The 13,746-nt window shown below is 34.2% G+C and carries 22 protein-coding genes; 7 read left to right on the plus strand and 15 right to left on the minus strand.

What is annotated here, in order from left to right:
- Positions 1–2 precede the first annotated feature (2 nt).
- Complete coding sequence (locus tag ACOMA9_RS09055; RefSeq protein WP_151379822.1) at positions 3–464, minus strand: CtsR family transcriptional regulator; 462 nt, start codon at positions 462–464, stop codon at positions 3–5.
- A gap of 346 nt (positions 465–810) precedes the next feature.
- Here ACOMA9_RS09055 and ACOMA9_RS09060 point away from each other — a divergent pair, with 346 nt between their 5' ends.
- The gene (locus ACOMA9_RS09060) at positions 811–1,914 is read left to right on the plus strand and encodes a hypothetical protein (protein WP_330945315.1); all 1,104 of its coding nucleotides are present in this window, start codon (positions 811–813) and stop codon (positions 1,912–1,914) included.
- 178 nt (positions 1,915–2,092) lie between these two features.
- Here ACOMA9_RS09060 and ACOMA9_RS09065 read toward each other — a convergent pair whose 3' ends face one another.
- From ACOMA9_RS09065 to ACOMA9_RS09125, 13 genes are all read right to left on the minus strand, one after another.
- Positions 2,093–2,503, minus strand: coding sequence for a DUF722 domain-containing protein (locus tag ACOMA9_RS09065; protein WP_330945314.1), 411 nt, complete (start codon positions 2,501–2,503; stop codon positions 2,093–2,095).
- Positions 2,504–2,877: 374 nt separating this feature from the next.
- Positions 2,878–3,426, minus strand: a complete 549-nt coding sequence (locus ACOMA9_RS09070; RefSeq protein WP_330945313.1) for a hypothetical protein — start codon at positions 3,424–3,426, stop codon at positions 2,878–2,880.
- A gap of 9 nt (positions 3,427–3,435) precedes the next feature.
- Positions 3,436–4,296: a phage major capsid protein gene (locus tag ACOMA9_RS09075; protein ID WP_330945312.1), complete on the minus strand. Its 861-nt coding sequence runs from the start codon at positions 4,294–4,296 to the stop codon at positions 3,436–3,438.
- Between the two features lie 12 nt (positions 4,297–4,308).
- Complete coding sequence (locus tag ACOMA9_RS09080) at positions 4,309–4,515, minus strand: hypothetical protein (RefSeq protein WP_330945311.1); 207 nt, start codon at positions 4,513–4,515, stop codon at positions 4,309–4,311.
- Between the two features lie 89 nt (positions 4,516–4,604).
- Positions 4,605–4,766, minus strand: a complete 162-nt coding sequence (locus ACOMA9_RS09085; RefSeq protein ID WP_330945310.1) for a hypothetical protein — start codon at positions 4,764–4,766, stop codon at positions 4,605–4,607.
- Positions 4,763–5,608, minus strand: a complete 846-nt coding sequence (locus tag ACOMA9_RS09090) for an ATP-binding protein (RefSeq protein ID WP_330945309.1) — start codon at positions 5,606–5,608, stop codon at positions 4,763–4,765. Before ACOMA9_RS09090 ends, ACOMA9_RS09085 begins: the two co-directional genes overlap by 4 nt.
- An 11-nt stretch (positions 5,609–5,619) precedes the next feature.
- Positions 5,620–6,507, minus strand: a complete 888-nt coding sequence (locus ACOMA9_RS09095) for a conserved phage C-terminal domain-containing protein (protein ID WP_330945308.1) — start codon at positions 6,505–6,507, stop codon at positions 5,620–5,622.
- Positions 6,494–6,775 carry an XRE family transcriptional regulator gene (locus ACOMA9_RS09100; protein WP_330945307.1) on the minus strand — a complete coding sequence of 94 codons (282 nt, stop codon included), beginning with the start codon at positions 6,773–6,775 and terminating at the stop codon, positions 6,494–6,496. The genes ACOMA9_RS09095 and ACOMA9_RS09100 overlap by 14 nt, the downstream gene beginning before the upstream one ends.
- Before the next feature lie 2 nt (positions 6,776–6,777).
- Positions 6,778–6,984, minus strand: a complete 207-nt coding sequence (locus ACOMA9_RS09105) for a hypothetical protein (protein ID WP_330945306.1) — start codon at positions 6,982–6,984, stop codon at positions 6,778–6,780.
- A complete protein-coding gene (locus ACOMA9_RS09110) occupies positions 6,977–7,186 on the minus strand; it encodes a hypothetical protein (protein WP_330945305.1) in 210 nt (69 codons plus the stop codon). The genes ACOMA9_RS09105 and ACOMA9_RS09110 overlap by 8 nt, the downstream gene beginning before the upstream one ends.
- Positions 7,187–7,502: 316 nt before the next feature.
- Positions 7,503–7,763 (minus strand): hypothetical protein, encoded by a 261-nt coding sequence (locus ACOMA9_RS09115; RefSeq protein WP_042900400.1) that lies wholly within the window; start codon positions 7,761–7,763, stop codon positions 7,503–7,505.
- A gap of 11 nt (positions 7,764–7,774) precedes the next feature.
- Positions 7,775–8,377 carry a Rha family transcriptional regulator gene (locus ACOMA9_RS09120; protein WP_330945304.1) on the minus strand — a complete coding sequence of 201 codons (603 nt, stop codon included), beginning with the start codon at positions 8,375–8,377 and terminating at the stop codon, positions 7,775–7,777.
- 163 nt (positions 8,378–8,540) lie between these two features.
- The gene (locus ACOMA9_RS09125; RefSeq protein ID WP_125395156.1) at positions 8,541–8,726 is read right to left on the minus strand and encodes a helix-turn-helix domain-containing protein; all 186 of its coding nucleotides are present in this window, start codon (positions 8,724–8,726) and stop codon (positions 8,541–8,543) included.
- A 149-nt stretch (positions 8,727–8,875) separates the two neighbouring features.
- Here ACOMA9_RS09125 and ACOMA9_RS09130 point away from each other — a divergent pair, with 149 nt between their 5' ends.
- From ACOMA9_RS09130 to ACOMA9_RS09155, 6 genes are all read left to right on the plus strand, one after another.
- Positions 8,876–9,397 carry a helix-turn-helix domain-containing protein gene (locus ACOMA9_RS09130; RefSeq protein WP_330945303.1) on the plus strand — a complete coding sequence of 174 codons (522 nt, stop codon included), beginning with the start codon at positions 8,876–8,878 and terminating at the stop codon, positions 9,395–9,397.
- 5 nt (positions 9,398–9,402) lie between these two features.
- Positions 9,403–9,672 carry a DUF4177 domain-containing protein gene (locus ACOMA9_RS09135; RefSeq protein WP_004261908.1) on the plus strand — a complete coding sequence of 90 codons (270 nt, stop codon included), beginning with the start codon at positions 9,403–9,405 and terminating at the stop codon, positions 9,670–9,672.
- A 260-nt stretch (positions 9,673–9,932) separates the two neighbouring features.
- Complete coding sequence (locus ACOMA9_RS09140) at positions 9,933–10,397, plus strand: DUF6978 family protein (protein ID WP_330945302.1); 465 nt, start codon at positions 9,933–9,935, stop codon at positions 10,395–10,397.
- The gene (locus tag ACOMA9_RS09145) at positions 10,390–11,178 is read left to right on the plus strand and encodes a DUF1828 domain-containing protein (protein ID WP_049510244.1); all 789 of its coding nucleotides are present in this window, start codon (positions 10,390–10,392) and stop codon (positions 11,176–11,178) included. The genes ACOMA9_RS09140 and ACOMA9_RS09145 overlap by 8 nt, the downstream gene beginning before the upstream one ends.
- Positions 11,179–11,580: 402 nt before the next feature.
- On the plus strand, positions 11,581–12,747 hold the full coding sequence (locus tag ACOMA9_RS09150) for a tyrosine-type recombinase/integrase (protein ID WP_330945301.1): 1,167 nt from the start codon (positions 11,581–11,583) through the stop codon (positions 12,745–12,747).
- A 271-nt stretch (positions 12,748–13,018) separates the two neighbouring features.
- On the plus strand, positions 13,019–13,369 hold the full coding sequence (locus ACOMA9_RS09155) for a hypothetical protein (RefSeq protein WP_003028725.1): 351 nt from the start codon (positions 13,019–13,021) through the stop codon (positions 13,367–13,369).
- 245 nt (positions 13,370–13,614) lie between these two features.
- On the opposite strand, the gene ACOMA9_RS09160 is transcribed toward ACOMA9_RS09155, so the two are convergent.
- The coding region (locus ACOMA9_RS09160) for an LPXTG cell wall anchor domain-containing protein (RefSeq protein ID WP_421425290.1) at positions 13,615–13,746 on the minus strand (132 nt) is incomplete at its 5' end.

Consider the following 13,746-nt stretch of genomic DNA (forward strand, 5'->3'; position numbering starts at 1 on the left):
TATTAGTTTTTCCCTTTTCTATCAACTTGTTGTAAAATTTTCTTCAACATCCGCGCACGAATTCGTGCAGCATCTGTTCCCAATACTCTATCAGTTGCCGTCGCTAAAAGAAGATTACCTTCTCGTTCTGTCATGATTTTTTCATCAAATAGTAGTTGAATAATATCTGTAAAAACCTGCTGACTGATCTGCTCGCCGACGCTATGCAGCAAATCACAAAGCAGCTCATGATGATTAGAAAACTCAATCCGACCAATCCGAATATAGCCACCTCCACCGCGCTTACTTTCGACAACATAGCCACGACTTTCCGTAAAACGTGTCTTGATGACATAATTTATCTGACTTGGAACGACCTGAAAAACATCCGCAATTTCACTGCGCTTCAACTCTGCAATCCCAGCTTGAGCTAAAATTGCTTTGATATATTCCTCAATACTGTCTGACGTATTCTTATGGCTCATGACAACCCTTTCTTCCAGTTCTTTCTTTTGCTCCATAAATGAGCAACTGACATTGACTATCTTTGACTATACTATCATTTAACACTCTATCAGTCAAATTTTTAGGGCTTAGCCCTTGAAAATACTGACTTTCTTCAAAAACAATTAGGCATTAAATCGCCTTAGTTTTTCTTGAAAGTTCCTAAAAAAGTCCACAAAAAAGAGCCCTAAAAAGGGCGTAATATTAACGAGTTCAGCAGGCAAGAAACTAGCACCTTTGAAGGTGCTTTTTTATTCATCTAATCAATTATCAATAATAATGTTACAATAACTATAATATAAACAATAACTTTCTGAAAGGATTAACATGGATAAGATAGAAATGATTTCTTTTTCAATCCTACTTGATGAAGTTGCTGAAGTAAGGCAACTGCTTGAAAATATTGTAAGTTTGGATAAGACAGTTTATTCAGAACTATCAATAGGTATCCTTCCTTTTGTATCATCTCTCTGTGATGGAATACTAAAGTTTTTACCCAGAGATGTTCATAGTGATTTTCCAAATATTGGAGAACAGGAATTTCAAAAAATAATATCTAGTGTCCGAGTGAGTTATAAGCAATACTCTGATAAAAAATTTAGCAAGGCTAACAAACTGATACTTGAAATAGAGAGACGCTTTTATTCACAAATGGTAGAAAATTACAATTTATTTCAAAAACTCGTAATCAATATTTTTGGACAACATGATTTAGGGGTATATTACTTCAACGAAATTCCATACGCTAACACTAACCAATATCATATTTACCTAGAAAGTATTTTATCGAAAACTGATAAAAAGGATATTTCCTATTTTGATAAAAGAGCTACTGATTTATTTTTTGAATTTAGCAAAGCTTTAGGAACTTTAATTAATTCAGTAAATCAAAAAACTATTAAGAAGCCTACAATCCAGGATATTAAAATTGAAAACTTTGAACAACGTGATTTTTTCTTATTTGAATCTAAAAGAAGGAATTTTTTAACAGGAGTTCTGCCTACGGGCACTCAGTTATTCTTATTTAACATACTATGCCAGAATAATTTTGTAGTACATATTATGCCAAGTGTCTTAAAATCAAAAAATTACTTTTTTACACGCTCGCTAATCCAATGCTATTTAGTTAGTATTACAGCCTTACGCTTGATTCTTAATAAGGAAAGCTCTTTATTTACTGATTTCCAACGGGAGGAAGTTGTTGATATCCTTGATCGCAAAGAAAAAGTTTTTAACTTCCGACAAGATTTTAGAAATAATATATTTCATTATAAAATTTCAAATGTCCCATTACAAATATTTACCAATCCCCCGAAATTCTTTGAAGAACTGATTGAATTTCATTCCTCAAAAAATTTTAAAGAGTATCAAAAACTATTATTGGAAGAAATCTTAAAAATAAATGACATAATCAATTCATTTATCAATTGAAAATTAGGTCTTATTTCAGAAAAATAGTTTCATCTCAATTCTATTTTAGAAAAACTAATACTTTTTTCTAAAAACAATAAGTTTTTACCCCCTTTTTCTCTGAACATCTCCGACTTGGAAAAAGTTCCCTTCACCGGTACCCTACTGGCCAGAAAGATTTTTTAAAAGGTGGGGGGAGTCAATATCCTTTTAGTTCTATAAATTTTTCAGCAATTATCTTTCTCCGCTTATTTATATCACGAGTGGATTTATTTAATTTAAAAGCGACATCGTCCCAGGTCGCTCCCTCTTTTAGAAACCTCATTTTAAATATTATCAAATCAGTATCAATCAACTCATTCATTAAAGTTTCGACAAGCAGCTTGAACCCTTCTAAATATCTGAGTGTAACATCTTCTTCAAGTCTAATTATTGTATTTTCTGTTGGGTTATTTGCTTTGTTCCCTTTACCTTTTACGTGGTCTCCATAGCCACGTTTCTTATTATGTATCAACTCCTGCCTTCTCGAATATATGCGGTTATCAATCGTTCTATACCATTGTAGCTCTACGTCAATAGAATCTAACTTTCGTTTACTTAGACTGGCCATCTATCAGCACCCCCTATAAAATTAAAACATTTTTTGATTTTAGTTTGTCATATTGGGTATTCTGTCAATCTCAACAAATCCAGAAAAACCTTGACTAGTCTGGTATTCTTTACCCACTATAATTTTAGTTTGACAAGGTTTCAATATGACAATCTCAATAAAGAAAAATAATAATAAGCCCCCAGTTTCTCATATCTTACATTCTGTGAAACTCACTTCATTCTGTAAACCCCTGATATACCTTGCTTTCAAGCTATTACTTCTTTTCAGTTTATGCTTACTTTGTTATGTGAAACTTAGTAAAGTATAAAAGTAGGACTAGCGATATTTCTTTTGTTTCAGCCATATATCACTAGCCTTACTTAATTTGTTCCCTATTTTTTTAAATAATCTTTAATGTCCCGATATTCCTTAGAAAAATTCATCCACCCGCTAATATCAGGATTTAAGAATGGTAAGACAGTAAGCGGACTTACTTCCGTTCGATATAGCAATAGAGAATGTTTCTGACTTATTTCCCTGACTACACCTGTATGGATTTCTTCTACATCCTTCTTCAGTTCTTGAATTTCATCATATGCATCCAGAATTCGTCTAAGTTTCTTCCGGTATTGTTTATAGATCTTCTTAGTTTCCATCCGTTGCTTAGTTTCTTTAAAAATGTATTCAAAGATGACTGCATTAGCTTCTGAAAAATCACTATCAAATTTTTCCTGAAGGCCATTAATAGCTTTTTCCATCTTTTCAAGTCGCTCTAAAGATTCTAAGTTATTTGACAAAAAAGAATCTATATTCTCAAATGAAACTGTTTGATTGCCTAAAAGGCTTTTCCTTTTTTCGCTTAACTGTTCTCGTGCTGAATTAATCTTACTTTTTTTATTATCTAGATCATCCAGTGTTTCAAATACTTGATTAATATCCATTTCTTTCTCCTAGTTCCATTGAATAAAGTAACCACAATCTTCTTCAACTTTTTTTACATCAAAACGGGTATGCAAAATCAACCGTTTCCCAAAATAGTCATTCGCATTCACCCAGCTAAGTGTATCTTTCTTTCGGTCAAACAAAGTAACAAAATTTTCTAGATCTCCGATAAAGCCTTTTTTGTCGCCTTTGTTCCCTAATGTTGTATCATCTACAATTAAAAAGTTATCTACAAAGAATGTTTCACTTGTCCCTGTCTCTTTATCAACTTTAAGAAGATAATTTCCTGAAGTGTCTTTCATTTTTTCTAAGACACTAAATAGTGATTGACTAACAACCATAGATACATTTCGCTCTGGATTGATTAAAGAAACAATAGATTTCAAGTCGTCCATACTTGTAGCAGCCTGCACTTTCGCAGTTTGGAGAATTTTCCCAATCTCTCTATTTCGTGTTCTACGTTTTAATTTAATAATCTTCTTACCAAGAAAATCCGTTAAATTATATTGGCCATCATCTAATTGCTCCTGTGAAAAATCAAGTTTTCCACTAAATAATTTAACTAAGTAATCAACGCTGATAGTTTTCTTTTTATCTGCTTCTGTTCTCTCAACCGAATTTTCGCTAACTTCTTGTAATGAATCAGATTCAAAGTCAGTTACTTCGTACTTCCCACCACGGGTACGAGTCTCAATAACATTTACTAGATCAACCAGTTCTTTACGTTGGTGTTCATCTTCGTAACTATCAAGGATTGGTTTTTCAATGAGTACATGATTATTTTCTACGTTCATCCCTCTAGTGTTATAACCTGTACTCCGGATATAAGCTTCTAGATTTTCTTTTTGTTTAGCTAAGTTAGTTGTCATTTTTTTGCTCCTTTATCTTTTAATATCTGATTTTTGTTTATAATTTTTTCTAGATTTTGGTTTGTCTTGTTTGTTAGCATATTTTTCTAGTATTTCTTGTTTCCGTTGTTCTAAGCGATCATCTTCTTTTTTACACTGAGAAAAGAGTTTCTGTCTTTTATCCGGATCCATAGAAAACTTATTGGCTACCACATACCCTAAAGAAGTATCTCCTGACATCACCCGCACCCCCTTTCTATGCAAACAAAAAGGGACATACCACTAGCATTATATGCTTACGGTATGTCCCTGAGTTGTTCTCAATAGACCTATTTTTTAGTTTCTTTTTTGACTAGATGGGTAAATTTCCCATCTGAGTAGAATAAAATTATCTCTCCAAACCTTGGAACTTTTTCTATCTCTATTATACCACATTTTTCGTAGACAACAAAGCCTTTTTCTGTTGAAAATCGCATTTTATCATCATTCATTGAAATTCTCCCCTCACTGTATTTATAGTGTATCTCTTGTCTTTGATCGTGAAAGCCTTAAAAGTGTTACCGTCTAAACCTTTCAAAATTCTACTTGAATTTCTAGCATTGTAAACCGTTCGCAATTCACTGCTATCTAGATTCGTGTTAAAAATCGTAGTTTCTCGATTATTGATAATATCAAATAAGAAATCCTGTTCCCAGTCACTCTTAGGTGTTACCGTCCCATTTTTTGCTCCCAGGTCATCGATGATTAGAAAATCTACATCAACAAGCTTTTTAACCGCCTCATACTCTGTTAAGTTTGCATTTCTTCCATATGCCCATCCTTCTTTTATCTGCTTGATAATCTCGGTTAAGCTGACAAACAAGACACTCTTAGGCTCGTTCTTCTCTCTGAAGCTCTCATTGATTTCTTTGGCCAGAGCAAGAGATAAATGGCTTTTTCCTATTCCAGTGCTACCACTGATTAAAGTATTCCCCGTCATACCTGCAAGGTACTTCTGGGCTTGACCTTTTACAAACTCTAGCATCTGGCGCTCCTCTGTCGTCTTAACAAAGAAATTATCAAACGTTGCCCCCTTCAACTCGTTAGGAATCGTGCTATCACGCATTAAGACATCATAAGTTTTAAAGTAAGCCTGTCTGTCCTCGAACTGTTGTAATAGGTCTTGCTCTTTTTGTTTAATCTCTCCCTTCACACACTCCGGGCAAAATGCTTGTACTTTTCTTTCTGAACTCCCTAACACTGGTACAGAAATTTCCCAATAATTGACCTGGTGAATATCGCAAACTTTATCCAATATTTTTCTGTTATTAAATTCTTTAAATTGTTCCTTCATCTTTGTAACTCCTAAAATGGTAGGTCTGGGAAGTTATCTTCAGACTTCCCTTTTATGGTTTTAGGCTTTTGATTCAAATAACTGTCAAACTTAGATCCGAAAAGTGTTTCTGGTCTCAGATATTTAGAAAATTCAGGACTATCCTTCCATTCTGCCGTTTTAATATCTATCACCTGTTTAAAATCTTCAAGTGTATAGCCTTCTTTGAATCGTGCTAGTAAAAGCCTTTTTGTCTTATCAACAAACTTATACCGCTTATTAGCTACTTGATTCAGATAAACAATAGGAATCCAAAGTTCTTTATGTTTTGTTTTCTCTAAATCTTTTATAGCTGTTTCTTCAAGCCAAGTAGGAAAAGTGCAAGGTGAGCTTTGCTCATTAGGCGAGGTTCCCTCGACTATATATTCTTTATTTATATCTAACTTTAAATCTTGCTCTAACTCTTTCTCTTTATCTATCTCTATCTCTGTTGGACATGAGTTGGAAATAGTCTTTTTATTTTGGACATTCTCCAATTTTGGTAAATCTTGACTATTTTTTCTTTGTTCTCGCTTGTATTTTGCCCAGTTTGTTTCACTCTCAACCATGGCTTTTGCTTGCGATAATGTAGCATGGCCATCATTATCAATCTGAATCAGTCCACATCTTGTAAAATATGCTACTGTCATATTTATATCATCCTCGGACACATCCAATTTTAAAGCTAGCTCCTGTACCAAATTATCAAAATACCCCTCATAGTACAAAATGCAGTCATCTTCTAAACTTTCCAACATAAGACGGATATAAATCACTGTCATAGTGTAGCCACCAGGCATATTTTTAAGTCGCTTAATAAAAAGATTATCAAAAAACTTCTTATCAACTTTTAACCAAAAATATATTTTAGTCTTTGCCATCGTCTACCCCCAGGAACTTCAAAATATCCGTAACTTTGTAATAGACTTTTCTAGTATCTTCTAGTGGTGGTTGGTAACGTCTTAGTCCTGCACCTTCCCACTTTTGCAAAGTTTTGTATTTTATGTCTAACTCATCCATAACTTCTTGTGCTGATATTAAACCAGTTAGTCGTGGTTTAGGTCTTTCTCGAACTGCTAGATAGTTTTCTATTACCGTGCTTATTCTATTAGTCAAATCATGTTCGCTTTCTTTACTCAAACTAAACATACTTAATCCCCTTTACTGACCATTCCAAGCTGAATATATCGCCCATAATAAGGGCTTAAATCCTCGCTAGTCGTTTCTATCGTCTGTGTACTTTCTCGCTCGATTTGGGCACTTTTTTTGCGGTCTAGGTGGTTTAGATAGATTAGTAAACCAATAGCTACCACAATAAAGATAACCGCTTGTATGTTGGTTAAATCTAACTCATTCATGTTTTATCCCCTTTCTATAGTCATTAGCCTGTTGAGTATGTTCTGAAATGAGTTGGTTCATAGCTTGGATTACTGTATTTAGTAAAGCTGATGATTGTTTACTGTCTTCCATACTAACCATTTCTAAGACTAGTAGAGTATCAGTTAACTGATAACAAAGCCCCTCATAATCTACTAGAACATCATTTGTATTTACTGTCATATTATTTCCTTTTCTTTTGCCTTTTCCTATACAGGTTTCCCACCACTCCAAACGCTGGGCAGTTGCCCCAAGTTGGCGAACGCTTGTAGCGGTGTTTCATGAGTAATTACCCATCTTTCAGCTAAACAAGGCCTTAGAATCACCCTGTCAGCGCTTGATTTCAAAACCTTTTCTAATTGCTTGCCTGCTCTTCGGTTTTTCTTTAGGTATTTGATAGAATAGATATTTTTTGCTATAATCAAAGCATAGAAAAAATTTCTATACTCTGAACTGTGTCGCTTGCTCTCCTCTACCAAAATTTGAGCAAGTGATTTTTTTATTTTCTTTTTGCATGATTACTACCTGACTTTGGTTTATAAAGCAAGTCTTTACTTTCAATTAGATCCAGAATCCAACTGAATCCCTGCTCCACCGTTTCAAGAAATGCGCCCAGGTCTTCACTGTCCAAGTTCTCGTAGTTCATACAAAGATATTCGGCTAGTTGTCTGTCTTTCTCAACTAGCTTTTTAAAATCCTTGGAATACTTGGGAATTTCTAACCCTTTGGCATTTGTAACTGTCTTAAAATCATTTTCCATTTTCTATACTCCTATACTTTAAAAATTAGTTCTTTAATTTCTGAATACCCCCTATTCAAGTTAATCATCGCTATTGCCATATCTTCCAAACGTTGGTAGTTTGTCAGTTCTGCACTTGTCAAGCCATCAATACCGTTCTTACTTTCTCGCTCCTTCATAAGTTGCGCTTTATTCTTCCCTGTCACTCCCTTTAGTAGTAAGTTTGTAAGGGTACTATAGGCATGCTTAGGTGCTTTCTCCCATGTTTGAATAGCTTCAGTTAAGCTTTTGCGCTTTGGCTTTTCCAGTTCTCTTTGAAGATAGCGTTTAGAAAGTTCATCACGCATTTCAAAGAAGGCTTTGACTAGGTTTTTCTTAAACTCTTTTACGGGTTCTGTATTTCGTAAGTAAGTGATCAGCAAGGTTGCTTGTTGCTCATTCAAAATATAGTCCCGTACATTTTGCCCACTCTTTGAAGGTGAAATTTTAAATTGCACCTTTCCGAAGCTTTCAAAGTCCTCTCGGTGCTTATTCAGCAAAATCTTCAAATGTCTGTGCTTAATTTCAGCGCAGTCTGCAACGATACTGCTCAGTGTATACGGCTCTTTCTTGCCGTCCATGTAAACCAATTCCATTAGTTCGCTCCTTTCTTATTTTTGTCACTGCTTGCCACCTAAAACAGTACCAAAGTAAATCATTGAGGTAGGGAAAATTTAGGAGAGAATAAACCCCTACAAACCCTTGATACTGCCATAGGTAGCAAGCAGAATATTTCTAGATCCTGTCTTATGCCCCTTTCTAATAATCTTCAGCAAGCCACTGCATGGCTTTTTGGTAAATGCTCGGCTTCACTTCGCCACCATTTCGAATTTTTCGATAGGTAACTTGTGTAACTCCGATTTCTTCGCCTGCTTGCTTAGCAGTCAGTTTCTTGTCTGCCTGCTTTCGGCGGATTGCTTTTGCTTGCGTTGAGGTAATAAGCAATAAAATCCCTCCTTTCTTTAGCTAACTATTTGTTAGCTTGATTGTATTGTAGCGTATTTTTTGTTAGCTGTCAACAACGAAATAACAAAAAGTGAATTTTTTGTTAGCTTTTTGTTATTTTGTGATATAATTAAAATGAGGTAATATACATGAACAGATTAAAAGAGTTGAGACAAAAAAAAGGCGACACTCAAGAGGACGTCGCTAAAGTTATGGGTGTGACCCGTAGAGGATACCAAAAATGGGAAAACGGAGAAAGTCAAATCAAGCCAGAAAAAGCTCGACAGCTTGCTGACTACTTCGGAGTAAATGTTGCTTACTTATTAGGACTTGAAGATAAACAAAATATTTTAAAAATAATCCAAAGTAACGAATTTAAAAAATTACTCAATGATATAGATATTAAAAAAATAAATGAACTTGGTTTAGCATATAAAAACGTTGAAGAACATATAAATAATCCTGTAAAGTATAACAATTTTGGAAAAGGATTGCTTAATCATATCCCATCATATATGTTTACAATTGAAGAACTAATAAATGCTGATAAAGAGAACAATACAAATTTTGCAGATATTTTAATCAACTATATTTCTTTAAATGACTATGATAAAAAAATAGCTTTTGATTTAGTTAAAAAACTATCTGAGAGAGACGACGAAAAGGAGTAACCCCCATGGGATTTTTTGACACTGTAAAACAAGAGGGTAGTTTTTCTACTGCTTCTGGAGTAAATGGACTACACTACGTTGTCCTTCAGGTAACATTGAAAGAAAAGTTTTTCGGTACTGGATCAGGAAACCTTACAGAATTAGAAGATGTTATCAATAAACAAGCTTCAAAAGGTTATCGCCTACATACTATTACTACTGCTAATGGTGGAAGCAAAGGACTAGGCGGTGGCGACCGTATCCAGGCTACAATGGTTTTTGAGAAGATTATCTAAAACCTTTCCTGATTTCTAAGCTTTTCTCTGTTTAGATAATTAGAATAGCCACCTAACATTTAATAATGAGTTCTCTTCATTTGCTGAAATATAGCCAAATTACTTTAGTAAATTACAAGAAGAATACAATGACTATACCCTCAAAGTGACAAGTCGGAACAAAGATAAAAATTAAAAATATACTTTACTTGCTAAAATAGTAATTCCAGAATTTATTTTGTACAACAAGAAAAACATAAGTATTTATAAAGAAAGATAAAATGAATTATTCAAACTTAGATGATGCACAAGTGCAAGAAATTATAAATAGATTAAAACATCCTAAAAATCAGCTAACTTTTGATCAGATTTACAACACCATTTCCGCAATGTTTGGTAAAATAGAAGTGGACGAGACTATAATTGACTATGATGATATCCAATATATTCTTCATATCTTTCGAGGTAGATTAAACAATGAACGTTTCAGCATACATCTTCGACTAAAAGATTTTCACGACCACATAGTTAGAGTTGACATTCATCCATCGAACAGACACATTAATCCTGATGGAAAAGTTATTATTGGTAGTCATATACATATCTATTCCAATAAACACGACAAGAGAGATTCCATTGCAATACCTTTGAAAGATTCTAACTTCCCTAATGTAAATCAGATAATAGATGTATTTACGGAATTTATATCATACACAAATATAAGAAAGGAGAAAGATAATGAATAAGTCCAACACATTGAAAAAAGTATACTTCGACTGGCTTATGAAAGAGTATCGCTTCGCTGACCTTGACAATCATACTGTTGAAATCAGTACTCCTTTTTTAGATAACGATTTTGACCATATCATTCTATATGCTGAATTCTTGAACAATGGTCGAGTTACCTTAACAGATGACGGCTGGACTATCAACAACCTAAAAAGTCACGGCGTAAATTTAAACGGCCGAACCTTACATAAAAACAATATTCTAAACACAATTGTGAGTAGTCTAGGCACTGAGTTAAATAATAATGAACTTTGTATAACTACTAGCTTGGAAAAATTTCCTCTAGCTAAACAACGTCTTCTTCAAACAATCATGCAAGTAAATGATATGATTGTATTAAAAGATAAAAATGTAAAGAATATTTTCCATGATGAAGTCGAGGAAATTTTAAGAAAAAGAGAAGTATTTTTTACAAGTAGAACTTCGTTTTCTGGTAAAGAAGGAATTACAGTTCAATTTGATTTTACAATCCCTACACGGAAAAACGAAAAATTGATTAGAACTATTTCAAATGGTAATGATCTTAACAGAGCAAAATTACTTGCAATGGATACTAGAATTCTCCAAAATCATAAACATAATGCAGAATATGTTGCACTTATTGATGACACAAGTCATAAGTTTGAAAAAATGGTAGAAACAAAGGCAATCTTTGAAGAAAATACCAAAGCAAAAATTTTACTGTTGCCTCATACTAAATTTTTAGAAGAAGAAGATATATTGACAAACTTCGCTTAAATAGTTTTAAATTCTAAAGTTACTCCAGTCTTCTTACTTTAAATATCAATTTAAAGTTGACAAATGGCTTCAAATGGATTAAGCTTAATTTAATCTTATGAATGGTTGCAGTAGCGACCTACCAAAAGGAGCCTCTAACGAAGCTCCTTTTGTGCTTTGTTTCGAGGTGCAATCAATGAACCTTTTTACAAATATTAAAAATTGCTAAATACTTCGATTAGGAATTTTCACTAATTAAGTTTAACGCCTCTACAAGCTCTATATAGCCTTGTTTCCTACTCTGGTACAATTTACCGTCTGACTGCTCAAAATCGAAAATAAAGGGGTTCTCGTAGCTCCTCGCATGATATAAACTCAAAACCTTTTCTAATTGCTTGCCTGCTGATGGAAAAGGAGTAAACCATGAAGATTACACAACACACGAAAAAAGACGGATCAGCAGTCTACCGCTCAAGCGTCTATCTTGGCATCGATGCCGTAACAGGAAAGAAGGTCAAGACTACCATATCAGCACGAACAAAGAAAGAACTCAGGAACAAGGCCACTCAGGTCAAGGTAGAATTTGAGAAAAACGGCTCTACACGGAAACAACGCTCACATATAACAACCTATAAGGAACTTGTAGACTTGTTTTGGCAAACCTACCAGCATACAATAAAGACTAACACGCAGATAAAGATAAAAGGCTGCTTAAATAACTACCTCTTGCCCTCATTTGGCACTTACAAATTAGATAAACTTACCCCTGTCATTATCCAAACCCAGGTAAATAAGTGGGCGGATGAGTACAATCAGGACGGAACGGGATATAAAGAATACAATCATCTTCATGCCTTAAATAAACGTATACTACAGTATGGAGTTTCTATTCAGGCATTAGACAATAACCCTGCTCGTGATGTTGTCATTCCTAGAAAGATAACAAGAGATAAACAAGAAATTAAATACTTTCAAGATCAGGAACTTAAAAACTTCCTCTCCTATCTCGATAACCTAGAAAATACCTTTATCAATTTTTATGATACTGTACTTTATAAAACGCTCCTAGCTACTGGACTGCGCATCCGTGAATGTCTGGCCCTGGAATGGTCTGATATTGACCTGCAGAACGGAACGATCGATATTAACAAAACACTCAACATTTTAAATCAGGTAAACAGTCCTAAGACAAAATCAAGCTATAGAGTTTTGGATATCGATCATAAAACAGTACTCATGCTTCGACTCTACCGAGCAAGACAAGCAGAAAATGGTAGAAACATTGGCTTAACCTATGAGAAAGTATTCTCTGATAGCTTTGACAACTATGTCAATACTCGAAAGGTTGATTATCGCCTACATAAACACTTAAAAAATGCTAACTGTACTGACTTAGGCTTTCATGCATTCCGCCACACTCACGCTAGTATCTTGCTTAATGCCGGCCTACCCTACAAGGAAATACAGACACGGCTTGGCCATGCAAAAATATCTGTAACCATGGACACGTACAGTCACTTATCAAAAGAAAACCAAAAAAGAGCAGTCTCTGTCTACGAAACTGCTCTTGAAAAAATAAAAAGTTCCTAAAAAAGTCCACAAATTTAAAAGAGAGAGGCTTAAACTCCCTTTGTAGCAACGTTTATAGACTGTTTTCGGTATAATTGACTAATATTATACCGAAAATCTCTTGTTTTTGAAAGAAAAAGACCTAAATGAAAAACTGAAAAGTCTGATTATTCAAGCAAGTGAAAAAGCTTATAGAATAGGAATAATTCGAGTGTAAACGCTTGCCTTTTAATTTTAAAGCGTTATAATATAGATGAAAATTTGACGATAATAATAAAAGGAGGCCAAATGAATGAAAATGGATTGGTTCAAATATACACGTCATGTACTGGTTTGGTTGGTTTCAACTTTATTCTTTTTTACAGTTATTTCTGCTGATTATGTGGATGTCCAAGTCGTCCCGTTAGTCATCTGCTTATTTGCTCCATTTTTATTTGAACCGTCTTCAATAAACCCTAAAACAAAATGGACAATTGATTTAGCCATCATTGCTGTAAGTGTCTGTGCTATTCTCTTTACACAAACATATCGAATCGCTTTTACCTACTCCGAAATTACCTATCTACTAATTTCTTTAATCGTTTTAATCTTTGTAGACTCTGTGATTTCTCACAAGGGATTCACGAAAAAAATTGTAAAATAATCGCAGACACTATTAGAAAAGGCTAGAGAGTTATATCAGCTCTCTAACCTTTTTATTTATGATTTAAACACTAACTATTGATTGCCTTAGTTTTGACCAAGAGCAGCAGCCATTGTAGCAGCTACTTCTGATTCAAAATCATTGGCAGCTTTTTCAATACCGTCACCTACTTCAATTGACAAAGAACCCTTAAAAGTCCACTAGATTTATCTAGTGGACTTTACTCGATCTATCTGATGATAGAATTACGCCTTCTTCTTTAACAAGTAAGCAGCTCCACTTAAGGTGAACAGACCTGCAAGTAATGCAAAGAATGAATTTTGACTACCTGTTGAAGGGAGAATTTTCTTCTTCGATTTCTCTGGTGTACTTGGTGG

Origin of the sequence: Streptococcus atopicus (assembly GCF_049166725.1) — a bacterium.
In the GTDB taxonomy this organism is placed as follows: Bacteria; Bacillota; Bacilli; order Lactobacillales; family Streptococcaceae; genus Streptococcus; species Streptococcus hominis.